Source organism: Pseudomonas sp. FP1762 (genome assembly GCF_030687105.1).
Taxonomy (GTDB): domain Bacteria; phylum Pseudomonadota; class Gammaproteobacteria; order Pseudomonadales; family Pseudomonadaceae; genus Aquipseudomonas; species Aquipseudomonas siliginis.
Window position 1 is genome coordinate 3,557,244 of the sequence record NZ_CP117458.1, and the last position, 23,609, is coordinate 3,580,852.

Annotated in this window: 20 protein-coding genes; 8 read left to right on the forward strand and 12 right to left on the reverse strand. The window is 59.8% G+C overall.

Annotation, left to right across the window (positions count from 1 at the left end; all coding sequences use genetic code 11):
- Nucleotides 1-135: 135 nt before the first annotated feature.
- Complete coding sequence (gene glsB, locus PSH90_RS15740) at nucleotides 136-1,044, reverse strand: glutaminase B (RefSeq protein WP_305380977.1); 909 nt, start codon at nucleotides 1,042-1,044, stop codon at nucleotides 136-138.
- A 139-nt stretch (nucleotides 1,045-1,183) separates the two neighbouring features.
- Between glsB and PSH90_RS15745 the strand changes: the two genes are divergently transcribed.
- Complete coding sequence (locus tag PSH90_RS15745) at nucleotides 1,184-1,672, forward strand: GFA family protein (RefSeq protein ID WP_137214906.1); 489 nt, start codon at nucleotides 1,184-1,186, stop codon at nucleotides 1,670-1,672.
- Between the two features lie 99 nt (nucleotides 1,673-1,771).
- Here PSH90_RS15745 and PSH90_RS15750 read toward each other — a convergent pair whose 3' ends face one another.
- The 3 genes from PSH90_RS15750 to PSH90_RS15760 form a co-directional block, all read right to left on the reverse strand.
- On the reverse strand, nucleotides 1,772-3,058 hold the full coding sequence (locus PSH90_RS15750) for an ATP-binding protein (protein WP_252867791.1): 1,287 nt from the start codon (nucleotides 3,056-3,058) through the stop codon (nucleotides 1,772-1,774).
- Nucleotides 3,059-3,766 (reverse strand): winged helix-turn-helix domain-containing protein, encoded by a 708-nt coding sequence (locus PSH90_RS15755; RefSeq protein WP_041480838.1) that lies wholly within the window; start codon nucleotides 3,764-3,766, stop codon nucleotides 3,059-3,061.
- A gap of 262 nt (nucleotides 3,767-4,028) precedes the next feature.
- Nucleotides 4,029-4,637, reverse strand: coding sequence for a tRNA-(ms[2]io[6]A)-hydroxylase (locus PSH90_RS15760; RefSeq protein ID WP_041480839.1), 609 nt, complete (start codon nucleotides 4,635-4,637; stop codon nucleotides 4,029-4,031).
- Between the two features lie 159 nt (nucleotides 4,638-4,796).
- Between PSH90_RS15760 and PSH90_RS15765 the strand changes: the two genes are divergently transcribed.
- Entirely contained in the window at nucleotides 4,797-5,660 is an 864-nt protein-coding gene (locus PSH90_RS15765) for a universal stress protein (RefSeq protein ID WP_041480840.1), read from the forward strand.
- 86 nt (nucleotides 5,661-5,746) lie between these two features.
- On the opposite strand, the gene PSH90_RS15770 is transcribed toward PSH90_RS15765, so the two are convergent.
- Nucleotides 5,747-6,217, reverse strand: a complete 471-nt coding sequence (locus tag PSH90_RS15770; RefSeq protein WP_024013275.1) for a DUF1289 domain-containing protein — start codon at nucleotides 6,215-6,217, stop codon at nucleotides 5,747-5,749.
- 467 nt (nucleotides 6,218-6,684) lie between these two features.
- On the opposite strand from PSH90_RS15770, the gene acnB reads away from it, so the two are divergent.
- Nucleotides 6,685-9,294: a bifunctional aconitate hydratase 2/2-methylisocitrate dehydratase gene (gene acnB / locus PSH90_RS15775; protein ID WP_252878185.1), complete on the forward strand. Its 2,610-nt coding sequence runs from the start codon at nucleotides 6,685-6,687 to the stop codon at nucleotides 9,292-9,294.
- Nucleotides 9,295-9,493: 199 nt separating this feature from the next.
- Here the strand turns inward: acnB and PSH90_RS15780 are convergent, their stop codons facing one another.
- The 3 genes from PSH90_RS15780 to PSH90_RS15790 all read right to left on the reverse strand — a co-directional run bounded on the left by PSH90_RS15780 (nucleotide 9,494) and on the right by PSH90_RS15790 (nucleotide 11,443).
- Nucleotides 9,494-10,774: a serine/threonine transporter gene (locus PSH90_RS15780; protein WP_122881407.1), complete on the reverse strand. Its 1,281-nt coding sequence runs from the start codon at nucleotides 10,772-10,774 to the stop codon at nucleotides 9,494-9,496.
- 254 nt (nucleotides 10,775-11,028) lie between these two features.
- The gene (locus tag PSH90_RS15785; RefSeq protein ID WP_163032915.1) at nucleotides 11,029-11,199 is read right to left on the reverse strand and encodes a hypothetical protein; all 171 of its coding nucleotides are present in this window, start codon (nucleotides 11,197-11,199) and stop codon (nucleotides 11,029-11,031) included.
- 49 nt (nucleotides 11,200-11,248) lie between these two features.
- Nucleotides 11,249-11,443, reverse strand: coding sequence for a hypothetical protein (locus PSH90_RS15790; RefSeq protein WP_056789207.1), 195 nt, complete (start codon nucleotides 11,441-11,443; stop codon nucleotides 11,249-11,251).
- Nucleotides 11,444-11,691: 248 nt separating this feature from the next.
- Here PSH90_RS15790 and PSH90_RS15795 point away from each other — a divergent pair, with 248 nt between their 5' ends.
- The 4 genes from PSH90_RS15795 (at nucleotide 11,692) to PSH90_RS15810 (ending at nucleotide 15,235) form a co-directional block, all read left to right on the forward strand.
- The gene (locus PSH90_RS15795; RefSeq protein WP_252876491.1) at nucleotides 11,692-12,075 is read left to right on the forward strand and encodes a tautomerase family protein; all 384 of its coding nucleotides are present in this window, start codon (nucleotides 11,692-11,694) and stop codon (nucleotides 12,073-12,075) included.
- Between the two features lie 155 nt (nucleotides 12,076-12,230).
- Nucleotides 12,231-13,199 (forward strand): 2-hydroxyacid dehydrogenase, encoded by a 969-nt coding sequence (locus PSH90_RS15800; RefSeq protein ID WP_305380979.1) that lies wholly within the window; start codon nucleotides 12,231-12,233, stop codon nucleotides 13,197-13,199.
- A gap of 163 nt (nucleotides 13,200-13,362) precedes the next feature.
- The gene (locus tag PSH90_RS15805) at nucleotides 13,363-14,430 is read left to right on the forward strand and encodes a phosphotransferase family protein (protein ID WP_305380981.1); all 1,068 of its coding nucleotides are present in this window, start codon (nucleotides 13,363-13,365) and stop codon (nucleotides 14,428-14,430) included.
- A 37-nt stretch (nucleotides 14,431-14,467) separates the two neighbouring features.
- Entirely contained in the window at nucleotides 14,468-15,235 is a 768-nt protein-coding gene (locus PSH90_RS15810; protein WP_095120260.1) for an SDR family oxidoreductase, read from the forward strand.
- Between the two features lie 1,085 nt (nucleotides 15,236-16,320).
- On the opposite strand, the gene PSH90_RS15815 is transcribed toward PSH90_RS15810, so the two are convergent.
- From PSH90_RS15815 to PSH90_RS15830, 4 genes are all read right to left on the reverse strand, one after another.
- Nucleotides 16,321-16,578, reverse strand: coding sequence for a DUF1652 domain-containing protein (locus tag PSH90_RS15815; protein ID WP_123442222.1), 258 nt, complete (start codon nucleotides 16,576-16,578; stop codon nucleotides 16,321-16,323).
- 139 nt (nucleotides 16,579-16,717) lie between these two features.
- Entirely contained in the window at nucleotides 16,718-18,214 is a 1,497-nt protein-coding gene (locus tag PSH90_RS15820; protein ID WP_095180256.1) for a helix-turn-helix transcriptional regulator, read from the reverse strand.
- Between the two features lie 201 nt (nucleotides 18,215-18,415).
- Entirely contained in the window at nucleotides 18,416-19,699 is a 1,284-nt protein-coding gene (locus PSH90_RS15825; protein ID WP_256810051.1) for a Zn-dependent hydrolase, read from the reverse strand.
- A 234-nt stretch (nucleotides 19,700-19,933) separates the two neighbouring features.
- Nucleotides 19,934-21,418, reverse strand: coding sequence for an NCS1 family nucleobase:cation symporter-1 (locus PSH90_RS15830; RefSeq protein WP_305380982.1), 1,485 nt, complete (start codon nucleotides 21,416-21,418; stop codon nucleotides 19,934-19,936).
- A gap of 624 nt (nucleotides 21,419-22,042) precedes the next feature.
- On the opposite strand from PSH90_RS15830, the gene hydA reads away from it, so the two are divergent.
- Entirely contained in the window at nucleotides 22,043-23,482 is a 1,440-nt protein-coding gene (gene hydA, locus PSH90_RS15835; protein ID WP_305380983.1) for a dihydropyrimidinase, read from the forward strand.
- The last annotated feature ends 127 nt before the right edge of the window (nucleotides 23,483-23,609 follow it).

A 23,609-nucleotide genomic window follows, 5' to 3' on the forward strand; every position in this document is an offset into this window, starting at 1 on the left:
CCTCCTCAAACACTAAAGAAACCTGTGGGAGCTGGCTTGCCAGCGATAGCGGTGGTTCAGGCAAATTTATAGTGACTGACAGGGCCTCATCGCTGGCAAGCCAGCTCCCACAGGGTCATGTGGTGTTCAGGTGGGTCAGAACACCGACCAGCCAATCCGCGAGCTCAGCAGTTCCAGCGCTGCCATCCCCGCCAGCGAGTTGCCGGCGGCGTTCAACTCCGGCGACCACACGCACACGCTGAACTGCCCCGGCACCACCGCAACGATGCCGCCGCCGACCCCGCTCTTGCCTGGCAAGCCGACGCGATAGGCGAAATTGCCCGCCTCGTCGTACAAACCGCTGGTGGCCATGATCGAATTGACCTGCTGGGTCTGGCGGCGCGTCAGGATCTGCTCGCCGCTGTGCTTGCAGAACCCGTCATTGGCCAGAAAGCAGAACGCCCGGGCCAGATCGATGCAGTTCATGCGCAGTGCGCAGTGGCTGAAATAGCTGCGCAACACCGCCTCGACATCGTTGTGAAAGTTGCCGAACGACTGCATCAGATAGGCCATCGCCGCATTGCGCGCGCGATGCTGGTATTCGGAGTCGGCGACCTTGCCGTCGATCATGATTTGCGGGTTGCCCGACAGACGCCGGACGAAGTCGCGCATCGACAGTGTCGGCGCGGCGAAGCGCGACTGGTTGATGTCGCAGATCACCAGCGCACCGGCATTGATGAACGGATTGCGCGGGCGGCCGCGCTCGAATTCCAGTTGCACCAGCGAGTTGAACGGCTGGCCGGACGGCTCGTGGCCAAGCCGCTCCCAGATCGCTTCGCCGGAATGATCGATGGCCTGCACCAGGCTGAATACCTTGGAAATACTCTGCACCGAGAACGGCGTTTCAGCGCCGCCGGCGCAATACATTTCGCCATCGTTACTGTACACGGCGATGCCCAGCTGGTTGGCCGGTACCGTGCCGAGGGCGGGAATATAGTCAGCAACTTTGCCCTGCCCGATCAGGGGCCGGACGGCGTCAAGGATCTCGTTCAACAGCGCTTGCATGCCGGGTTCCGAAAGTCTCGCCCCATGGGATCGCGGGGACACTGGGGCTAGACGCTGCGCCCGCCGGTCGCATCACACCGGCAAGCATCCAGCAGAATGTTCTAGGCTGAAGCGGACCATTCAGACACAGGAGAGCACCATGCACCTCGAAGGCTCCTGCCATTGCGGCGAAGTCACGTTCAGCCTCGACAGCGCCCATCCTTATCCCTATCAACGCTGCTACTGCTCAATCTGCCGCAAGACCCAGGGCGGCGGCGGTTATGCGATCAACCTTGGCGGCGACGCGACCACTCTCAAGGTTCGCGGGCGCAAAAACATCAGCATTTATCACGCGAAGATGAAAGCTGACGGCGACAAGCGCGCCCATCGCAGCAGCGCCGAGCGCCACTTCTGTTCGCTGTGCGGCAGCGGCCTGTGGCTGTTCAGCCCGGAGTGGCCAGAGCTGATTCACCCATTCGCCTCGGCGATCGACACGCCACTGCCGGTGCCGCCGGAACACACGCACCTGATGCTTGGCTCGAAAGCGCCGTGGGTCGAGGTGGAGGCCAAGCCGAAGGATCAGCAGTTTGATGAATATCCTGAAGAATCGATCGCCCAGTGGCATGAGCGACTGGGTGTGACCCGCTGAAAACCGCGCCCTTCGCGAGCAGGCTCGCTCCCACATTTGGATTGCGATCACCTGTGGGAGCGAGCCTGCTCGCGAAGGGGCCGGGTCAGGCAATATCAATCAATCCAGATGCGCCCAGGTCATCCTGAACAACGCCCCGCCCCACACCGATTCGCCAACCTCAACCTGCCCGCCATGGGACTGCGACACCCGCCGCACCAGCGCCAGGCCCAGTCCGAAACCACCGGTGCGCCGATCACGGCTGGCATCCAGTCGGGAAAACGGTTCGAAGATTTTTTCCCGTCCCTCCAGCGGCACACCCGGCCCGTCATCGCTGACCCGCACTTCATAGTCATTGCCGTTGCGCAGCAGCGACACCTCGACGCGCTGCTCGGCGTAGCGAATGGCATTGCGTAAAAGGTTGATCACCGCCCGCGCCATGAAGCGCGGTTCGATGCTTACAGTGTCGACCTGGCAATCGGTGATCGACAGCTGCACGCCCACTGCTTCGGCCTCAAGCGCCACACTGCCGACGACGCTGTCGAGCCAGTCGGCCGCATGAATATTCTCCCGTTTGATCACTGTCGCGCCGTGCTCGAGGCTGGCGTAGGTCAGCAATTCCGAGACCATCTCCTCCAGCTCACCGAGGTCGGCGTACATGTCGGCGATCAGCTCGCGATTCTGGCTCGCGTCGGGTTGCTGTTTGAGCTGATCGAGTTCGAACGACAGCCGCGCGATCGGTGTGCGCAATTCGTGCGACACCGCATTGGTCAGCTCGCGCTGATTGGCGATCAAGCCCTCGATGCGCGCCGCCATCAGATTGAAGTGCTCGGCCAGATCGCGGATGTTTGAGCGCCGCGACAACTGGATGCGCACCGACAGATCGTTGTCGCCGAAACGCTCGGCCGCCAGCCGCAGCTTTTCCAGATCGCGCCAGTGCGGGCGCACCCAGAAAAACAGGACGATGCCGATCAGCACTGCGAGCATCATGTACGCCGCGGTGATGTAGAACGGCATCAGGCTCGGCTCCGGCGGCAGCTTGATGCTGAGCAATTGCGAGCCGCCATCGATGTTGCTGATGAACTGCGTGTAATCGTCGCGGATCACCAACAGGTTCCGCGCGAGCTCGGCTTTTTCCTGCGGTGTCAGGGCCAGTTGATCGGCCTCGACCAGACTCAGCGACAGACCGTAATGCGCGCGCAATGAATCGAGTTTCTGTTCACGCTCGGCGCCCTGGCGGCCTTGCAGATGATCGACCAGCGACCACGCCTGACCGCGTACGGCTTCACGGTTGTAATCCTGCGTCTGGCTGTCGAGCAAGGCGTTGAAGGTGTGTTCGACCGTCTGCAACGCCAGCACCAGCCCTACCGTCATCACCAGAAACAGCCCGAGGAACAAACGCAGCATCTACAACTCCCACGCGAACGGATTGAACAAATAGCCCTTGCCCCACACGGTCTTGATGCACACCGGCTCGCGGGGATTGTCCTTGAGCTTGTTGCGCAATTTGCTGATGTAGACGTCGACGCTGCGGTTGAGGCCGTCGAAAGCGATGCCGCGCATGCGATTGAGAATGTCATCGCGGGAAAGAATCTTGCCTGCCGCGCTGGCGAGCAACCAGAGCAATTCGAACTCCATGGTGGTCAGCTCGATCAGCTCACCGGCCAAGCGCACTTCACGGCAACTGCGGTCGATGCTCAATTGCCCGAACTCGAGGAAACTCACCACGCTGCTGTCCGGCGTCTGCCGCCGTTGCAGCGCACGCAGCCGCGCGAGCAGTACCGGCGGTTTGATCGGTTTGATCACGTAATCGTCAGCGCCGGACTCCAGACCGAGGATGTGATCGAGATCGTCTTCCTTGGCGGTGAGGATCACGATCGGCGTGTCCGAGACACTGCGAATTTCCCGACAGACCTGCAAACCGCTCTGCCCCGGCAACATCAGGTCGAGCACCACTACTTTCGGCTTGAATTCAAGAAACGCGGCCACGGCAAGATCACCGCGAAGCACCGTGCGCACCTCGTAGCCGTGTTGTTCAAGAAAGTGTGCGATCAGTGCGGCGAGACGCTCATCGTCTTCGACCAGCAGGACTTTGCCGAAACCCAGGTTATCCATAACAACCGTTGCCAAGCCAAACGTGGAAGGGCCGATATTATGCTGGCATTCATCGCACAGGCGATCACGGCAGACAGCAAAAACCGGCCACTTGGGCCGGTTTTCGGTGATGTTTCATACTTTTAAGATTTTTTTACAATCCGACAATGATGTCCGATTGAATTGCGGACCTCTGTAGGAGCTGCCGAAGGCTGCGATCTTTTGATTTTCGATTTGTAAAAACAAGATCAAAAGATCGCAGCCTGCGGCAGCTCCTACCCGATCATGCGGCGACCGGCACACCGCTGTGGAAGCGGAATTCCTCGTCCGGCGATTCGATCAGTTCCTGCTCGGCTGCACGGACGCGCTCGATCACCTGCGCGACATCCTTGGCATCACCATACTGATAGGCCAGTTTCAGATAACCCTGAAAATGCCGCGCCTCGCTTTTCAGCAAACCGAAATAGAACTTGCCCAGTTCTTCGTCCAGATGCGGCACCAGTGCTTCGAAGCGTTCACAGCTGCGCGCTTCGATGAAGGCACCAACCACCAGCGTATCCACCAGTTTCACCGGTTCGTGGCTGCGCACCACTTTGCGCAGGCCCGAGGCGTAGCGGCCGGCGTGCAGCTGACGCAGCTCAATCTTGCGCCGCTTCATGATGCGCATGACTTGCTCGTGGTGCACCAGTTCTTCCCGGGCCAGGCGCGACATCATGTTGATCAGGTCGACGTGGGCGTGGTACTTGGCAATCAGGCTCAGCGCCGTGCTGGCAGCCTTGAACTCGCAGTTCTTGTGGTCGATCAGCAGGGTTTCCTGGTCGGCCAATGCCGCCTGGACCCAGGCGTCGGGGGTGCGGCAGCCAAGGAATTCGTGGATTTCGGGAAGGATCATGGGGCTCACGGTAAAAGGTGTTCGAGCGAAGGGCGCCGATTATACCGGCCTGTCCGCAGACCACCAGCGGGGGCTGTTGATATGCATCAAGTCGCAGACGTTCGGGTAGCAACTATAGTTGTGCAACGCCGTGCCTTTTCTTTGCTGGAGACTCCGCTCATGCAAGCCATTCGCAGCATTCTGGTGGTCATCGAACCTGAACATGCAGAAAGCCTGGCGCTCAAACGCGCCAAGCTGATCGCCGGTGTCACCCAGGCCCATCTGCATCTGCTGGTGTGTGACAAGAAGCATGACCACGCCGGCCTGCTCAGCGTGCTCAAGGCTGCATTGCTCGCCGAAGGGTACAGCGTGACCACCGAACAAGCGTGGAACGAGAGCCTGCACGAAACCATCATCGATGTGCAGCAGGCCGAGGGTTGCGGCCTGGTGATCAAACAGCACTTCCCCGACAGCTCGCTGAAAAAGGCCCTGCTGACCCCGGCCGACTGGAAGCTGCTGCGCCACTGCCCTACCCCGGTGCTTCTGGTCAAAACCGCCGGTTCGTGGAAAGACAAAGTGATTCTCGCCGCCGTCGATGTCGGCAATGCCGATGGTGAGCATCGGCATCTGCACAGCACCATCATTGATCACGGCTACGACATCGCCAGTCTGGCCAAGGCGCATCTGCATGTGATCACCGCGCATCCGTCGCCGATGCTCTCGGCGGCAGACCCGACGTTTCAGCTCAAATCGACCATAGAAGCCAAATACCGCGAGCAGTGCCGGGCGTTTCAGGCGGAGTTCGATGTCGATGACGAGCACCTGCACATCGAGGAAGGCCCGGCAGATGTGCTGATCCCGTTCATGGCGCACAAGCTGCAGGCGGCGGTAACGGTAATTGGCACGGTAGCGCGCAGTGGTTTGTCAGGCGCGTTGATCGGCAATACGGCGGAAGCGGTGCTGGATACCCTGGAAAGCGATGTGCTGGTGCTCAAGCCGCAGGAGGTTGAGGATCATCTGGTGGAACTGGCCGTGAAACATTAAGAGCAAAAGATCGCAGCCTTCGGCAGCTCCTACAGGTAGAACGCATTCCCATGTAGGAGCTGCCGAAGGCTGCGATCTTTTGCTGTTCAGGCGCCAAAGGCGTCTTTGAGAAAGCCGGGGGCGATGTAGCGCTGATAATGCGCTTCCGACAGCAGGAAGAATTCCCGATCAATGGCATCACGCAGTTCCGGCAGGTTCCAGTCGCGGAATTCCGGCAGCAACACCATCCCGTACGCCTCGAGATTAATGATCACCCGCGCCCCCCGGGCGATCAGCTGATAGGCCCAGCAATATTCCGACTGATGCGGTACGAAGCGGATCTTGCGCTGTTCGAGCTGCTCGCGCAGGCGCGCCGGATCGAAGATCTCGACTTTGCTCGCCATCACTTGTGACAGCAATTGCTCCAGACGCAGCCACACCGCACGTTTTTCCTCCTCGTTGTATCCGTTCCAATGGATCACTTCGTGATGGAAACGCTTGCAGCCACGGCACACCAGGTCACCGTAAACGGTGGAGCAGAGGCCGACGCAGGGGGTCTTGATGGTCTGATTGGGCATAAATGGGCAGAACACTGAAACGCGGAACAGGCCGGCATGTTAGCCCTTTGTCGGGCATTGATCACCCCTCAAACAGCAAGGTCTCGCCAGCGTCGCAGGTTTGCTCCGACCGCGCTGATTGCCACGAAAGTCCAATAGAGCGCGACTTACCTTTAAATTTTTTTTGCCGTAGAATCAGCCAGCCTTTTAAGGCGCCAATGTCCGTTAGAAGCTGTTTTCAAAGCGTCACGAGCACAGTCGTTCCTTCAGAGCGGTGTTGGCGAAGGGTTTTTCCAGCGGGGAAAAGCCCAACGCCAACCCTCATCAGCTCCCCGTTCTGCAGGCGTAAAACTTTGAAAGCAGCTTCTGTAAGGAATTGCCGGTAATTCTGGCCAAACGACCCACAACGTCGTGAGGCGCATGAGTACGGCAATTTCGGGATGAGCGTCCCGGACACCCATTTGGGACCACTGATGAGGGTAATAACTGTGCTTGAAGCCTACCGCAAACATATCGAAGAGCGTGCAGCCCTGGGTATCGTTCCCCAGCCGCTTAACGCCGAACAAACAGCAGGCCTGATCGAGCTGCTGAAGAACCCTCCGGCTGGCGAAGAAGCTTTCCTCGTTGACCTGATCACCAATCGCGTACCGCCTGGAGTGGACGAAGCCGCCTACGTCAAGGCCGGTTTCCTGTCTGCCCTGGCCAAGGGCGAAGCCACCTCCCCTCTGCTGGACAAGAAACGCGCTGTAGAACTGCTCGGCACCATGCAGGGCGGCTACAACATTGTCACCCTCGTCGAACTGCTGGACGACGCCGAGCTGGCGCCAGTCGCCGCCGAAGAACTCAAGCACACCCTGCTGATGTTCGACGCCTTCCACGACGTCGCCGAAAAAGCCAAGAACGGCAACGTTCACGCCAAGGCCGTGCTGCAATCCTGGGCTGACGGCGAGTGGTTCAAGAAGCGCCCGGTGCTGGCCGACAAGATCAGCCTGCGCGTATTCAAGGTCACCGGCGAAACCAACACCGACGACCTCTCCCCTGCGCCAGACGCCTGGTCGCGTCCTGATATCCCGCTGCACGCCCTGGCCATGCTGAAAATGGCCCGTGACGGCATCGTTCCGGACGAGCAAGGCAAGACCGGCCCGATGAAGCAGATCGAAGAAATGCGCGGCCAGGGCTTCCCGATCGCCTACGTTGGTGACGTGGTCGGTACCGGTTCCTCGCGTAAATCGGCCACCAACTCGGTGCTGTGGTTCTTCGGCGACGACATCCCGTACGTGCCGAACAAGCGCGCTGGCGGTTTCTGCTTCGGCAGCAAGATCGCTCCGATCTTCTACAACACCATGGAAGATGCCGGCGCCCTGCCGATCGAGTTCGACGTGTCGAACATGAACATGGGCGACGTGATCGACCTGTACCCGCACGCTGGCAAAGTCTGCAAGCACGGTACCGACGAAGTCATCACCACTTTCGAAATGAAAACCCCGGTGCTGCTGGACGAAGTCCGTGCCGGCGGTCGTATCCCGCTGATCATCGGCCGTGGCCTGACCGAGAAGGCTCGCGCCGAATTGGGTCTGCCGCCGTTCGACCTGTTCAAGAAGCCGGAAGCTCCGGCTGAAAGCACCAAGGGTTTCACCCTGGCGCAGAAAATGGTCGGCAAGGCTTGCGGTCTGGCAGAAGGCCAAGGCGTGCGTCCTGGCACCTACTGCGAACCGAAGATGACCACCGTGGGTTCTCAGGACACCACCGGTCCAATGACCCGTGACGAACTGAAAGACCTGGCGTGCCTGGGCTTCTCCGCTGATCTGGTGATGCAGTCGTTCTGCCACACCGCGGCTTATCCAAAGCCGATCGACGTAACCACCCACCACACCCTGCCTGACTTCATCATGACCCGCGGCGGCGTTTCCCTGCGTCCGGGCGACGGCATCATCCACTCGTGGCTGAACCGCATGCTGCTGCCGGACACCGTCGGTACCGGTGGTGACTCGCACACCCGTTTCCCGATGGGCATCTCGTTCCCGGCCGGTTCCGGTCTGGTCGCGTTCGCCGCTGCCACTGGCGTCATGCCGCTGGACATGCCGGAATCGATCCTGGTGCGCTTCAAAGGCAAGATGAAACCTGGCATCACCCTGCGTGACCTGGTTCATGCCATTCCGTACTTCGCTATCCAGAACGGTCTGCTGACCGTCGAGAAGAAAGGCAAGAAAAACGCCTTCTCCGGCCGCATCCTGGAAATCGAAGGTCTGGAAGGTCTGACCCTCGAGCAGGCGTTCGAACTGTCCGACGCCTCGGCCGAACGTTCGGCTGCCGGCTGCACCATCAAGCTGTCGAAAGAGTCGATCACCGAGTACCTGCAGTCCAACATCACCCTGCTGCGCTGGATGATCGGCGAAGGCTACGGCGATGCGCGTACTCTGGAACGTCGCGCCCAAGCGATGGAAGCCTGGATCGCCAACCCGGAACTGATGGAAGCCGATGCCGACGCCGAATACGCCGAAATCATCGAAATCGATCTGGCCGACATCAACGAGCCTGTGCTGTGTGCGCCGAACGATCCGGACGACGCCCGTCTGCTGTCCAGCGTTGCTGGCGAGAAGATCGACGAAGTGTTCATCGGTTCGTGCATGACCAACATCGGTCACTTCCGCGCTGCCGGTAAGCTGCTGGATCAGGTCAAGGGTCAGCTGCCAACCCGTCTGTGGCTGTCGCCGCCGACCAAAATGGACGCTCACCAACTGACCGAAGAAGGCTACTACGGCATCTACGGTAAGGCCGGCGCACGCATGGAAATGCCAGGCTGCTCGCTGTGCATGGGTAACCAGGCACGCGTTGAGCCGAACAGCACCGTGGTGTCGACGTCGACCCGTAACTTCCCGAACCGTCTGGGCGACGGCGCGAACGTCTACCTGGCCTCGGCCGAGCTGGCGTCCGTTGCTTCGATCCTGGGTCGCCTGCCGACCGTCGAGGAGTACATGGAATACGCTGGCAAGATCGACAGCATGGCGGCCGATGTCTACCGCTACCTGTCCTTCGACCAGATCGCCGAGTTCCGTGAAGCTGCTGCGAACGCCAAGATCCCGGTCGTTCAAGCCTAACGCTGCAAGGCCATAAAAAACGCCGCCCATCGTGAGATGAGCGGCGTTTTTTTTATGCCTGCCGGGCAAGCATTCTGATCGTTCCCACGCTCCGCGTTGGAACGCAGCCCCGGACGCTCTGCGTCCCCAAGCGTGACGCAGAGCGTCACAAGAGGCATTCCCACGCAGAGCGTGGGAACGATCAGTCATCAGTGACAGGTCAGACAGCCAGCTTGTAAACCAGCGCCGAAATCGCCACCAGTCCCACCGCGGTAACAAACACGTTCGACGCCTGACCGCGATAGCGCGCCATCGCTGGCACCTTGCGAATCGCGTACATCGGCATCAGGAACAGAATCGCCGCAATCACCGGCCCACCGACGGTTTCGATCATGCCCAGGATGCTCGGATCAAGCGTCGCGACGATCCAGCAGATCACCAGCATGAACGCCGCCACGATGCGATCCAGCGTTTTGGCACCCGGACGTCTGCCGCTCTTGACGATCAGGCCCTTGAGGCCTTCGCTGGCCCCGATGTAATGACCGAGGAACGACTTGGAGATCGCCACAAACGCAATCAACGGCGCCGCAAACTCGATGGTCGGGTTGCTGAAGTGGTTGGCCAGGTACGACAGGATCGAAAGATTCTGCTCTTTTGCCTCAGCCAGTTGCTCTGGCGACAGGGTCAGCACGCAACTGAATACGAAGAACAGCACCAAAATGACCATCAATGCATGAGCGCGCGCGAGGATCTGTGAGCTGCGCTCGTCGGCGTGCACACCGTAACGACGCTTCTGGTCCATCGCGAACGCCGAGATGATCGGCGAATGGTTGAACGAGAACACCATCACCGTAATCGCCAGCCACAGCGTGTGCAGCAGCGCTGACGGCGCCGGCACTTGCGAGGCGGTGGCGAGGATGCCGCCGTTCCAGTGCGGAATCAGGTACACGGCGAGGAACAGCAGCGCAACGATGAACGGATAGACCATCAGGCTCATGGCCTTGACGATCGCCTGCTCACCGCAACGAACCACGGCCAGCAGGCCGAGAATCAGCACGAACGACAGCAATGCGCGCGGTGGCGGCGTGATGTGCAGTTGGTGTTCGAGGAAACTGGCGACCGTGTTGGTCAGGCCGACGCTGTAGATCAGCAGGATCGGGAAGATGGCAAAGAAGTACAGCAGCGTGATCAAGGCACCGGCCTTGATACCGAAATGCTGCTCGACCACTTCGGTAATATCAGCACCTTCGCGACCGGACAGGACAAAACGGGTCAGGCCACGGTGAGCGTAAAACGTCATCGGGAATGCCAAAAGCGCGAGGATCACCAGCGGCCAGAAGCCACCCAATCCTGCGTTGATCGGCAAAAACAGGGTGCCGGCGCCAATGGCCGTCCCAAACAGTCCCAGCATCCAGGTGGTGTCCTGGCGATTCCAGCTCGAAAGTTCAGCGGGTGCTGCTGCGTCGAAGCGCTTTTCGAGGCTATTGGCCTGATCATTCATCCGGTCGGATCTCCGCATTCCGGTCACTTGCCACTCGGTCAGGACGCGTCGGAAAAAACCGACAGACATGCTCCGGCCGAAACAGGGGCGCGATTCTCCGTGATAAATCAATGCAAGCAAAGACTTAGCTGAGGAATGGTTGTGCGGAGCAGATCCAAGGATGGTCGTTTATAGAAAAAACAAGGTCGTTTATGGATACGTCGGATGCCGCAATCGGATACGTTTTGCACCCACCCATGCGTCATCGAATGCGCCTAGAGCGATATGCCGAGCATGAAACCCAATAAAACGCAGTACAGCCCGAAGCCGAAAAGCAACCAGAGCTTGCCATTTTCGCGCTTGTCTCTATTGCGCACCGCTTCGTCATATTCTGCGAACTCTCGCTCAATTTGCTCCAGTCGTGCCTTACGGTCATATGTGCTCATACTGATTAACCTTTGAATAATGCGCCTGACGGTCGTGAAGCATGAAGACTCACAACTTGAAGAAAAACCCTGCCACTGCGGTGATTGCAGTCAAGACTCCACCAAACACTGCAATTGGATAGAGCTTCGTCTCCCTTGATAACTTTTTCTCTTCAGCCTGAAGCTTTTTCCATTCAGCCACGAGTTTCCTTGATTCGTTTTCCAGCCTGTCTAGCTCCAGATTTTCGCGATCGTTATGGAACATTTGCCCTCCTTGGCTGCTGGCGGATCGGTGTCAGCATTTGCATGCACATCGACGGCTATCGTCATGCCCTTATCATCAAACTGTTCCATTCACGCTGACCAGCAGACGCATCTGCCATCCCCGTAGGCAAAATCCGCGATTCACGTAAGCCTCCTCATACGAGTGATCCGCAATATTCCAGACCAACTACCTGCCAGAACTCCGCCATTGATCTAGCGTGAGAGAAGCCATAACCCGAGGAGCCTCCCATGCCACTGGTCCGCGTCGACATCCAGCAAAACCCAGACCCCACTTTCGCCAGGCGCATCGGCGAACAGATCTACGCCGCCCTGCGCACCTGTATCGATGTGCCCGAGCACGACAACTTCCAGATTCTCAACGAGCACGACGGCCAGCACTTCGTGTACGACCCGCAATACCTCGGCATCGAGCGCAGCGACGGCGTGGTGTTCATCCAGATCACCATCAGCGAAGGGCGCAGCGTGGAAAAGAAACAATTGCTGTTCAAGACCATTGCCGAGAGCCTGCATGCGCAACTGGGTATTCGCCTGGAGGATGTGTTCATCAATCTGCTGGAGGTAAAGAAAGAGAACTGGTCGTTTGGCAACGGCATTGCGCAATACGTCAGCTGATTCGCAGCGTCCATGCCTGCGTGCTTGCTTGTTCCACGAACCCGTCCAGAATCAAAGCACCACTGCGCGAATGCAACGATTGCCAAGCCGCTGCGGATTCAGCACTCTGAGTCGACTTTCGCGACCCACCCGCCGCCAATCACAGGAGCCGCGCAATGCCCGCAACCGTTCTGGTACTGGTTGAAACGATCAATGACTATCTGCCGATTCTTGAGCATCAGGGATTCCACCTGATCCTCGCACCAACGCCAGCCGAACGTGCGCAAGCCATCGCCACCCATGGCAGTCGCATTGATGCCGTGCTCACTCGCGGCCCACTGGGCCTGACTGCGCAAGAGATCAGCGCCCTGCCCGCCCTGAAAATCATCACGGTGATCGGCGCCGGTTATGAACAGGTCGATCTGCAAGCGGCCAGTGACCGTGGGATCACCGTCACCAATGGCGCCGGAGTCAACGCCTCGTCAGTGGCCGATCATGCGATGGCGTTGCTGCTGGCATTGGTCCGCGATATCCCGCGCTGCGATGCAGCCGTGCGTCGCGGTGAATGGCCGAAAATCATGCGCCCGTCGCTGGCCGGCAAGCGTCTGGGCATCCTCGGGCTGGGCGCAGTGGGCATGGCGATTGCCAAACGTGCGGAGCTCGGGTTCGACATGCAGGTCAGCTACCACAGCCGCCAGGTGCGCAGCGAAGTCGCTTATGCGTTCTGCTCGACACCGACCGATCTGGCGCGAGCCTCGGACTTCCTGGTCGTTGCCACGCCCGGCGGCATTGGTACGCAACATCTGGTGACGCGAGCAGTGCTCGATGCGCTCGGCCCCAAGGGTTTTATCGTCAACATCGCCCGCGCCAGCGTTATCGCAACGGCAGACCTGATCACCGCACTTGAGCAACGTCGTATCGCCGGCGCTGCACTGGACGTGTTCGATCACGAACCGGAAGTGCCTGATGCCCTGAAACACCTCAGCAACGTTGTGCTGACTCCCCACGTCGCTGGGCTTTCCCCCGAAGCCACCCAAGGCACCGTTGAACTGGTGGGGAAAAACCTGATGGCGTTTTTCTCCGGGCAACCGGTGCTGACTCCCGTCGCCCTGCCGCCCAAGTTGAACAACCAGCGCGTGCATTAACGCGCGTGGCATCGTCGAACCGCGCCGATCTTTGCCCCATTCTCAAAGTTGATTATCCAGCAACACGCGAACCTATAAGACCGACCCGCGCTTGTGAGCACCCGAGCGCGCCATTAGATTAGCCAATGATGTCTGGCCTCCAAAATAAGCAGAAGGGATAAGCATGGCGCTTACTGACCAGTCCACCCGGATCCGCGCGGGCGAAGAACTCGATGCCAGCCTGATCGATCCGTACCTCAAGGCGCACATTCCCGGCCTGACCGGCATGCCGCAGATCAGCCAGTTTCCTGGCGGCGCGTCGAACCTGACCTACCTGCTGGAATACCCCGAGCAAGAGTTCGTTCTGCGCCGCCCGCCGTTCGGCCACAAGGCCAAATCCGCCCACGACATGGGCCGTGAATTCCGCATTCTCAACCAACTGCGCGACGGCTTTCCGTATTGCCCGAAGGCCTACGTGCATTGCATCGACGAAGCCGTTATCGGCGCCGAGTTCTATGTGATGGAACGGGTCAAGGGCATCATCCTGCGCGCTGAACTGCCGCCGGAGCTGGGCCTCGATTCGGCGAAAACCGAAGCGCTGTGCAAAAGCTTCATCGACCGTTTCGTCGAACTGCATCGGGTCGATTACAACGCCTGCGGCCTCGGCGATCTGGGCAAGCCTGAAGGCTACGTCGCCCGGCAGATCAAGGGCTGGAGCGAGCGTTACGAAAAAGCCCTGACCCCGGACGCGCCGCACTGGAAAGCGGTCAAAGCCTGGCTCAACGACAAGATGCCGGCCGACCACCCGACGTCGAGCATCGTCCACAACGACTACCGCTTCGACAACGTCATTCTCGACCCGGCCAATCCGATGCAAATTATCGGCGTGCTCGACTGGGAACTGACCACCCTCGGCGACCCGCTGATGGATCTGGGCAACACCCTCGCCTACTGGATCGAAGCCGGCGACCCGGCACCGGTGCAACTGATGCGCCGCCAGCCAAGCCACGCGCCGGGCATGCTGACCCGCCGCGAATTCGTCGACTACTACGCCGAGCGCTCGGGCATCCGCATCGACAATTTCGACTTCTACTACACCTACGGCCTGTTCCGCCTGGCCGGCATCGTGCAGCAGATCTACTACCGCTTCTACCATGGCCAGACGCAGGACAAACGCTTCGCGCAGTTCATTCACATGAACAAACTGCTGGAGCAGATGAGCCTGCAGGTCATTCAGAAATCCAGCCTCTGATCCGGGCCAATAACAAGACTTTCAACAAGGGAAACCCATGTCCAAGACTCAGTTGTTCGACCTCGACGGCAAAATCGCTTTCGTCTCCGGCGCCAGCCGTGGCATCGGTGAAGCCATCGCCAAACTGCTGGCCCAGCAAGGCGCCCACGTGATCGTCTCGAGCCGCAAGCTCGATGGCTGCCAACACGTCGCCGACGCCATCATCGCCGCCGGCGGCAAGGCGACAGCCGTGGCCTGCCACATCGGTGAGATGGAGCAGATCAGCCAGGTCTTCGCCGGGATCAAGGAACAATTCGGCCGCCTCGACATCCTGGTCAACAACGCCGCGACCAACCCGCAATTCTGCAACGTGCTGGACACCGATCTGGGGGCGTTCCAGAAGACCGTCGATGTGAACATTCGCGGCTACTTCTTCATGTCGGTCGAAGCCGGCAAGCTCATGCGCGAAAACGGTGGCGGCAGCATCATCAACGTCGCGTCGATCAACGGCATCTCGCCGGGCATCTTCCAGGGCATCTATTCGGTAACCAAAGCGGCGGTCATCAACATGACCAAAGTCTTCGCCAAGGAATGCGCGCAATTCGGCATCCGCTGCAACGCCCTGCTCCCCGGCCTGACCGACACCAAATTCGCCTCGGCGCTGGTCAAGAACGATGCGATTCTGAAACAGGCACTGACCCAGATCCCGCTCAAACGCGTAGCCGATCCAAGCGAAATGGCCGGCGCGGTGCTGTACCTGGCCAGCGATGCGTCGAGCTACACCACTGGCGTGGCGCTGAATGTGGATGGCGGGTTCCTGTCCTGATATCCAGGGCAAATTGCTAACCCGTGTGGGAGCGAGCCTGCTCGCGAAAGCGTTGTGTCAGTCAGCTATGTTTTGACTGATACCACGCATTCGCGAGCAGGCTCGCTCCCACAGGGTCACTGCTGGGTTCCAGGCTTCGTGCAATCGAGGAATCGCGAATCTTATTGGGTTATGCAACGCGTAGTGGTGATGTGGCGCGTCACCTGCCCATCCACATACACATCCCCGGCAACCTCAGTATTTTCCAGCACCTCACACCGACGTTCCGGCGGTGGCGGCGGCGCGACAGGCGCAGGGGGTGGAGGACTGGCACAACCGGCCAACAGCACAGCAAGAAAAGCCAACGGCAATACGCGTTTCCCAGGATTATTCATAGGACGACCCGCGGTAAAGAGAGACAAACTCCCGCAACCCAACCGGCCGCGGAAGACCTGACCACTCATTCTTTATAGCTGAGCGCCTTGTTAGCGCCAGTGGATTGGGGTGATTGGCTGGTTTGGGCTGTCGGTTTTTGCGGGGATTTTCCGGCAGAGGGCTGGATTGGGATGATGGTTGTCGGCGAGGGCCTCATCGCGAGCAGGCTCACTCCCACAGGTTTGATCGAGTGAGTTCAGTAACAACCAGGTCGGCTGTCAGGCCGCCTTCGCGAGCAGGCTCGCTCCCACAGAAAATCAAAATCAAAATCAAAAGATCGCAGCCTTCGGCAGCTCCTACACACGATGAGCGTTAGCTCGAGTACCGCTTTTGATCTTGATCTTGGAGCCCGTCGGCAGGCTGAGTGGAGGGATTGATCCGGGCGTGGGAGCGCAGCGACCGTACGACGCAGTCGTACACAGCGAGTGTAGGTGCAGCGAAGCAAACCGGAGCCGCTGCGCCAGGATCGATCCCGGAGCGAAGGAACCCCGAGCCTCAGCGAGCGGGCCGAACGTCAGGGCGAAGACCTTTTGGTTACTTTTGGGGCGTTTGCCAAAAGTGACCCGCCGTAAGGGCGGAACCGTAACCAGCAGCACCCGCAGAAACGGATATACACCCACCCCCCCCCCCAGAGCATGGCCGGCCCAAAGGCCGCCAAGACCAAAGCGCGCTTAAGCCAAATCCGGATCCCGCGAAGAACGCAAGGAATTGCTCTCAAGCTCATACCGCAACTCCCCCACCAACGCCTCAACCGCCCCGGGCGTACGCAGCGAAGCCAGATCCAGCCCACTGATCACCAGATCCACCTGCCCCGAATCCCGGTGATACAACTTGACCGTCAGCGAATGATCACCATCCACCGAACACTCACAAGCCAGCGGCGCAAAACTGTGCTCGAGCCGAGCGCGCAACTGCGCAAGATTCATCATTGACGTTGTTCCTATGACTGTTTCAAAAGGGGCACGATCGCAGGCCCGAAATGGCCCACACCGCACCCCACCAGCCTAAGAACACAACGTCTTGGCCAATACATGAATTTGCACCCTTGTAACTAGTGCATTTGCACCCTCAGCGCTGCCCCTTGGTGCCCCACTCTCCCGAAAACAAACCACGCTCGCGAGCCCAGACGATCGCCTCGCTGCGGCTATGCACATCGATTTTCGAGTACACGGTGGCCACATGATTGCGCACGGTATTGGGCGCCAGTTTCAACCGCGCGGCGATCTCCTTGTCCGCCAGACCTTCACAGATCAAACCCAGCACATCACGCTCACGGGCCGTCAGGTCGGTGAACGAGGCGCTGGGCAGCTGCGGCGAGTTGATTTTCTTCACGTTGGCCAGCTTCTCGATCAGCGTTCGGCTGAACCACGACGCATCCTTCATCACCTCTTCGATCGCCGCGACCAGTTCCAGCTCAGTGCGCTTGCGCTCGGTCATGTCCATCAACACCAGCAGATAGCAGGACGTGTCGTGAATGTTCACGGTGTCAGCCGAGACCGCACACTCCAGCAACTCCTCGTCCTTCTTGCGCACGGGCACGTCGACCCGATCCACACGACCGTTCTTCGCCAGCGCCGACAGCAGGCGCGTGCGCGCGCTGTCATCGTGGATGAAGCTCAGCTGCGTCACGGTTTTGCCGAGTACGTCATCGCTGTCATAGGCCAGGGTATCGAGGAACGCCTGATTGACGTCGATGACCTCCTGCTTGTCAGCGGTGCAGATCAAAATCGGTACCGGCGTCAGACGAAAAGCCTTGGCAAAGCGCTCCTCGCTCTGACGCAAGGCCACTTCGACCCGGCGCCGAGGCTCCATGTCGACGAAGGAGAACAGCATGCAATTCTCGTCATTGAGCAGCAGCGGCTGACCGGCAACGATCACCTGTTTACTGCCACCGTCGGGAAGGCGCAACTCCGCCTGCATTTGCGGAATGGTCGCGACATCGCGCAAGCGCTGGACAGCCAGATCGCGCTGATCCGCCTGCTCGAAGATATCGATTTCGTAAGCCGAAGTGCCGATCACCTGATCGCGGGTATAGCCGGTCATTTCCAGAAAGCCCGGGTTGACCTTGATGTAGCGCAAATCGCTGAGTCGGCAGATCACTGCCGGTGCAGGGTTGGCATTGAAGGTTTTTTCGAAACGCAGCTCAGCATTGGCCCAATCGGTGACGTCGCTCATGATCAGCACCAGCGACTCGGGCTGGCCGACGCGGTCGGTCAGGACCATGCTGCGCACACTGTGCACCCAGACCCGCTCCGGGTCGTCCACGGACGAAACTTCGATCAGCACATCATTGAACGCCTCGCAGCGGGCGACGCGGCTGATCGGGTAGTTGTCCGGCGGCAAGACATGATTATTGCGATAGCGCAGCGTGAAGCGTCTGGCGTACTCGTCGGCGTTACTGCCCAGATCACCGATGGTGCTGACACCGTGCATGGTCAGCGCCGCTTCGTTGGCCCAGAGAATGCTTTTGTCGAGTTCCAGCAGAATCACCCCGTCCGACAGCCCGGCAATGATCTGCTGCAACTGGCGACGGTTGGTTTCGGTGGTCAGGACTTCCTGGCTCATTGGATCTCCACACTGTGATGCGGCTAGGTGAAGAGTACGACCGCGGCGGCTCGGGATCGTGCCACAACCCCAAAATCGCCAAAAAACCCCTGTGGGAGCGAGCCTGCTCGCGAAAGCGCTGGGTCAGACAGACCATTCGGTGACTGACCCGGCGCATTCGCGAGCACGCTCGCTCCCACAGATTTACTGGGTGTGTTTACCTTAGGCGGCACGCTCGCTGGCCGCCACCATCGCCGACGCCGCGAGCATCGCCCGCAACAACACCGCGCACCCCGCTGCCAGATCATCCGGCGCGGCATTCTCGATTTCGTTGTGGCTGATCCCGCCCTCGCATGGCACAAAAATCATTCCCGCCGGGCCGAGCTCGGCGAGGAAAATCGCGTCATGCCCGGCACCACTGACGATGTCCATGTGCGACAGACCCAGCCCTTTCGCAGCACCGCGCACCGCTTCCACGCAGCCTTTTTCGAAGTACAGCGGCGGGAAGTCGGCGGTCGGGGTCAGTTCGTAGGTAAGGCCGTGCTCTTCGCAGGTCGCCTCGATCACTTGTTTCACTTCGGCAATCATCGAATCCAGCCGCGCCGGCTCCAGGTGGCGAAAATCCAGAGTCATGCGCACTTCGCCGGGAATCACGTTGCGCGAGCCGGGATAGGCTTGCAGGCAGCCGACCGTGCCACAGGCGTGGGGCTGATGGCCGAGGGCGGCGCGGTTGACGGCGCCGACGATCACCGAGGCACCGACCAAGGCGTCCTTGCGCAGGTGCATCGGCGTCGGGCCGGCGTGGGCTTCGACGCCGCGCAATTTCAGGTCGAACCACTTCTGCCCGAGCGCGCCGAGTACCACGCCGATGGTTTTCTCTTCGTCCTCGAGAATCGGGCCTTGTTCGATGTGCGCTTCGAAATACGCGCCAACCGCGTGCCCGCTAACCTTGCGCGGACCGGCGTAGCCGATCGCATTCAGTGCTTCGCCGACGGTGACGCCGTCGGCATCGACCTTGGCGAGGGTTTCCTCGAGGGTGAATTTCTCGGCGAAGACCCCTGAGCCCATCATGCACGGGGCAAAGCGTGAGCCCTCTTCGTTGGTCCAGACCACCACTTCCAGCGGCGCTTCGGTTTCCACGCCGAGGTCGTTGAGGGTGCGCAGCACTTCGACGCCGGCGAGCACGCCGAAGCAGCCGTCGAACTTGCCGCCGGTGGGCTGGGTGTCGATGTGGCTGCCGGTCATGACCGGCGGCAGGTTCGGGTTGCGCCCGGCACGCCGGGCGAAAATGTTGCCGACGGCATCGACCGTGACGTTGCAACCGGCGTCCTTGCACCACTGCACGAACAGGTCGCGCGCCTGGCGGTCGAGGTCGGTCAGGGCCAGGCGACAGACGCCGCCCTTGACCGTGGCGCCGAGTTTCGCCAGTTCCATGAGCGAGGCCCAGAGGCGATCACGGTTGATGTGCTGATGGGTGGATTGCAGAACGTCTACGGCTGCGTTCATGGGGATCTCCTCAATGCTGATGCCGATAGTGCCCATGCTCTGCGTGGGCATTCATCCATGGACGCTCTGCGTCCGCTGTTGGGACGCGGAGCGTCCCGGGCTGCATTCCCACGCAGAGCGTGGGAACGATCAGTTTCGGCGGTGTATGGAGCATCGCCTTCGCGAGCAGGCTCGCTCCCACAGTGAGAATGCATTTCCAATGTGGGAGCGAGCCTGCTCGCGAAAAGGCCTTGCTCACACCGCTGTTTTCACGGCAGAAGGCTGCGCCCGCATCACGCACAGCCCGTAATAAATCACCCCGCCCAACGCCGAGCCGGTGAACCAGCCATAGCTGTAGAACCAGCTGAACGCGTCGCTGCCCAGCGACAGCAAGGTCAGCGCCACCGGCACGCCAAAGGCGAGAAAACCGGCCCAGTTCCACGCCGGATACACGTCATCGCGGTACAGCCCGGCGAGGTCCAGTCGCTGTTTCTTGATCAGGAAATAATCCACCACCATGATCCCGGCGATCGGCCCGAGCAGGCTCGAGTAGCCCAGCAGCCAGTTTGAGTACACGGTTTCCAGGCTGATGTCGGAAACGATCAGGCCAAGCTTTTTCAGCAGTTCATGGCCCATCAGCACCAGCCCGACCAGACCGGTGAGCAACACCGCTTTGGTGCGGTTGATCACCTTCGGCGCGATGTTCTGAAAGTCATTGGTCGGCGAGACGATATTGGCGGCGGTGTTGGTCGACAGTGTGGCAACGATGATCAGCGCCATGGCCACAGCGACCCACACCGGGCTCTGGATATGGCCTATCAGCGTGACCGGGTCGGACACGGTGACGCCGACCAGTTTCACCGATGCGGCGGTCATCACCACGCCCAGCGCAGCGAAGAGGAACATGGTCAGCGGCAGACCGAAAATCTGCCCGAGGATCTGATCCTTCTGGCTCTTGGCGTAGCGACTGAAGTCGGGAATGTTCAGCGACAGCGTGGCCCAGAAGCCGACCATTGCCGTCAGCCCTGCCGCGAAATAACTGACCACGCTGGCGCCTTCCGGACGCTTGGGCGGGATCGCCAGCAATTCAGTCATCGACACATTGGGCATCGCCCACACCAGCAGGCCGATGCCCACCGCCACCAACAACGGCGCCGACAAGGTTTCCAGCCATTTGATCGACTCGGCGCCGCGAATCACCACCCACAGATTCAGCGCCCAGAACACCATGAAACCGATCACCTCGCCGGTTCCGCCGAGGGATTTCCAGCCCTCGAACACCGAGCCGAGGAACAGGTGAATCGCCAGTCCGCCGAACATGGTCTGGATGCCGAACCAGCCACACGCCACCAACGCGCGGATCAGGCACGGCACATTGGAACCGAGAATGCCGAACGACGAGCGCAGCAGCACCGGAAACGGAATGCCGTACTTGGTGCCCGGGAAGGCGTTGAGGGTCAGCGGAATCAACACAATGACGTTGGCAAACAGAATCGCCAACAGCGCTTCGCCGACGCTCAAGCCGAAATAAGCGGTGAGCACGCCGCCGAGGGTGTAGGTCGGTACACAAATCGACATCCCGACCCACAGCGCGGTGATGTGCCATTTGTTCCAGGTGCGTTCGCGCACCTTGGTCGGTGCCATGTCGTGGTTGTAACGGGGGCTGTCGAGGACGTCGTTGCCGGCTTCGAGCTCGAACAAGCCGTCGCGCTCGGTCACTTGTGATCTGGTCTGTTGCATGGCCGCTCCACTGTTCTTCTGATTATTTTTTGCTCATCAGGCGGCGAGCGCATACGGCGCCAGCCGGACGATGGCCGGAGGAACTGACAACTTTCACGCACCGGCCATGGTGTCAGCGGCGGCATCAATAAACGTGCCGGGTCTGGCGCTGAACGCTTGGGCGGTGCACTGGACGCTTTGCAACTTTCTGATATTCATCAGTTTTAATTGAATATTCGCTGAGTCCGGGAAAACTTGTCTGAACGCTCAGGCTAAACGTCGGGCAAGTTGTCCGAAGTGTCAGGACTCAAACTGGTGCACTGCATTTATTTTTGTCGGTGAACCCGCAACCGCAGCACAACTTCAAGCGGCTGATTTCACATAGGAAATCTTGCTCATATTTCCATCCTGTCAAGTGCGTCAAAATGGTGAGCGCCCTACCCATTTTGGTGATTTCTCATTTTTATCTTTATTTATCAATAACTTGAAACGGCTATAAGCTTATAAAAAATATTCTTGATCATTCTTGAAATCGCGACTAGTTTCTATTCCTGACAGCGATGACAGGAATACGAACTGCGTCGCTGTACTTCAATAAAACATTTAGAGCCGGCACAAGTCGGTCATGCCTGCGAGGAATCCGGAATGTCTCTGTTGATCCGTGGCGCCACCGTTGTTACCCATGATGAAAGTTACCGCGCCGACGTCTATTGCGCTGACGGCGTGATCAAAGCCATTGGTGAAAACCTCGACATTCCCGCCGGCGCCGAAGTGCTCGACGGCAGTGGCCAATACCTGATGCCCGGCGGCATCGATCCGCATACGCACATGCAGTTGCCGTTCATGGGCACCGTTGCCAGCGAAGATTTCTACAGCGGCACCGCTGCCGGTCTGGCCGGCGGCACTACCTCGATCATTGACTTCGTCATTCCCAATCCGCAGCAATCGCTGATGGAAGCGTTTCATCAGTGGCGGGGCTGGGCGCAAAAGTCTGCGTCGGACTATGGCTTCCACGTCGCGATCACTTGGTGGAGCGAGCTGGTGCGCGAGGAAATGGCCGAGTTGGTCAGCCACCACGGCATCAACAGCTTCAAGCATTTCATGGCCTACAAGAACGCGATCATGGCCGCCGACGACACTCTGGTGGCGAGTTTCGAGCGCTGCCTGGAACTCGGTGCGGTGCCGACCGTGCACGCGGAAAATGGCGAGCTGGTCTATCACCTGCAACGCAAGCTGATGGCTCAGGGCATTACCGGGCCGGAAGCGCATCCGCTGTCGCGACCTTCGCAGGTCGAAGGTGAAGCCGCGAGCCGGGCGATCCGTATCGCCGAAACCATCGGCACGCCGTTGTACCTGGTGCACGTTTCCACCAAGGAAGCTCTGGACGAAATCACCTATGCCCGCAGCAAGGGCCAGCCGGTGTACGGCGAGGTGCTGGCCGGGCACTTGCTGCTCGACGACAGCGTCTATCAACACCCGGACTGGCAGACCGCCGCCGGCTACGTGATGAGCCCGCCGTTCCGTCCGCGCGGCCATCAGGAGGCGCTGTGGCACGGGCTGCAGAACGGCAATCTGCACACCACCGCCACCGACCACTGCTGCTTTTGCGCCGAGCAGAAAGCCGCCGGGCGCGACGACTTCAGCAAGATTCCCAACGGCACCGCCGGCATCGAAGACCGCATGGCAGTGTTGTGGGATGAAGGCGTCAACTCCGGACGATTGTCGATGCAGGATTTCGTCGCGCTGACCTCCACCAACACCGCGAAGATTTTCAATCTCTATCCACGCAAAGGTGCGATCCGCGTGGGCGCCGATGCCGATCTGGTGCTGTGGGATCCGCAAGGCACACGGACCATTTCCGCCAAGACCCACCATCAGCAGGTGGACTTCAACATCTTCGAAGGCAAGACCGTGCGCGGCGTGCCGAGCCACACCGTCAGCCAGGGCCGCGTGGTCTGGGCCGACGGCGACCTGCGCGCCGAACGCGGCGCCGGACGCTACATCGAACGGCCGGCCTATCCGGCGGTGTTTGATTTGTTGAGCAAGCGGGCGGAGTTGCATAAACCGACTGCCGTTAAACGCTGACCCCTAGTGATCGTTGCCATGCTCTGCGTGGGAATGCAGCCCGGGACGCTCTGCGTCCCATTGGAACGCAGAGCGTCCCTTGAGGCATTCCCACGCAGAGCGTGGGAACGATCAACCACTGCCCACC

Excerpts from the sequence above, each read along its gene's own strand:
- glsB (WP_305380977.1), bottom strand. The coding sequence starts at position 1,044 with ATGCAAGCGCTGTTGAACGAGATCCTTGACGCCGTCCGGCCCCTGATC.
- PSH90_RS15745 (WP_137214906.1), top strand. The coding sequence starts at position 1,184 with ATGCACCTCGAAGGCTCCTGCCATTGCGGCGAAGTCACGTTCAGCCTC.
- PSH90_RS15750 (WP_252867791.1), bottom strand. The coding sequence starts at position 3,058 with ATGCTGCGTTTGTTCCTCGGGCTGTTTCTGGTGATGACGGTAGGGCTG.
- PSH90_RS15755 (WP_041480838.1), bottom strand. The coding sequence starts at position 3,766 with ATGGATAACCTGGGTTTCGGCAAAGTCCTGCTGGTCGAAGACGATGAG.
- PSH90_RS15760 (WP_041480839.1), bottom strand. The coding sequence starts at position 4,637 with ATGATCCTTCCCGAAATCCACGAATTCCTTGGCTGCCGCACCCCCGAC.
- PSH90_RS15765 (WP_041480840.1), top strand. The coding sequence starts at position 4,797 with ATGCAAGCCATTCGCAGCATTCTGGTGGTCATCGAACCTGAACATGCA.
- PSH90_RS15770 (WP_024013275.1), bottom strand. The coding sequence starts at position 6,217 with ATGCCCAATCAGACCATCAAGACCCCCTGCGTCGGCCTCTGCTCCACC.
- PSH90_RS15780 (WP_122881407.1), bottom strand. The coding sequence starts at position 10,774 with ATGAATGATCAGGCCAATAGCCTCGAAAAGCGCTTCGACGCAGCAGCA.
- PSH90_RS15785 (WP_163032915.1), bottom strand. The coding sequence starts at position 11,199 with ATGAGCACATATGACCGTAAGGCACGACTGGAGCAAATTGAGCGAGAG.
- PSH90_RS15790 (WP_056789207.1), bottom strand. The coding sequence starts at position 11,443 with ATGTTCCATAACGATCGCGAAAATCTGGAGCTAGACAGGCTGGAAAAC.
- PSH90_RS15795 (WP_252876491.1), top strand. The coding sequence starts at position 11,692 with ATGCCACTGGTCCGCGTCGACATCCAGCAAAACCCAGACCCCACTTTC.
- PSH90_RS15800 (WP_305380979.1), top strand. The coding sequence starts at position 12,231 with ATGCCCGCAACCGTTCTGGTACTGGTTGAAACGATCAATGACTATCTG.
- PSH90_RS15805 (WP_305380981.1), top strand. The coding sequence starts at position 13,363 with ATGGCGCTTACTGACCAGTCCACCCGGATCCGCGCGGGCGAAGAACTC.
- PSH90_RS15810 (WP_095120260.1), top strand. The coding sequence starts at position 14,468 with ATGTCCAAGACTCAGTTGTTCGACCTCGACGGCAAAATCGCTTTCGTC.
- PSH90_RS15815 (WP_123442222.1), bottom strand. The coding sequence starts at position 16,578 with ATGATGAATCTTGCGCAGTTGCGCGCTCGGCTCGAGCACAGTTTTGCG.
- PSH90_RS15820 (WP_095180256.1), bottom strand. The coding sequence starts at position 18,214 with ATGAGCCAGGAAGTCCTGACCACCGAAACCAACCGTCGCCAGTTGCAG.
- PSH90_RS15825 (WP_256810051.1), bottom strand. The coding sequence starts at position 19,699 with ATGAACGCAGCCGTAGACGTTCTGCAATCCACCCATCAGCACATCAAC.
- PSH90_RS15830 (WP_305380982.1), bottom strand. The coding sequence starts at position 21,418 with ATGCAACAGACCAGATCACAAGTGACCGAGCGCGACGGCTTGTTCGAG.
- hydA (WP_305380983.1), top strand. The coding sequence starts at position 22,043 with ATGTCTCTGTTGATCCGTGGCGCCACCGTTGTTACCCATGATGAAAGT.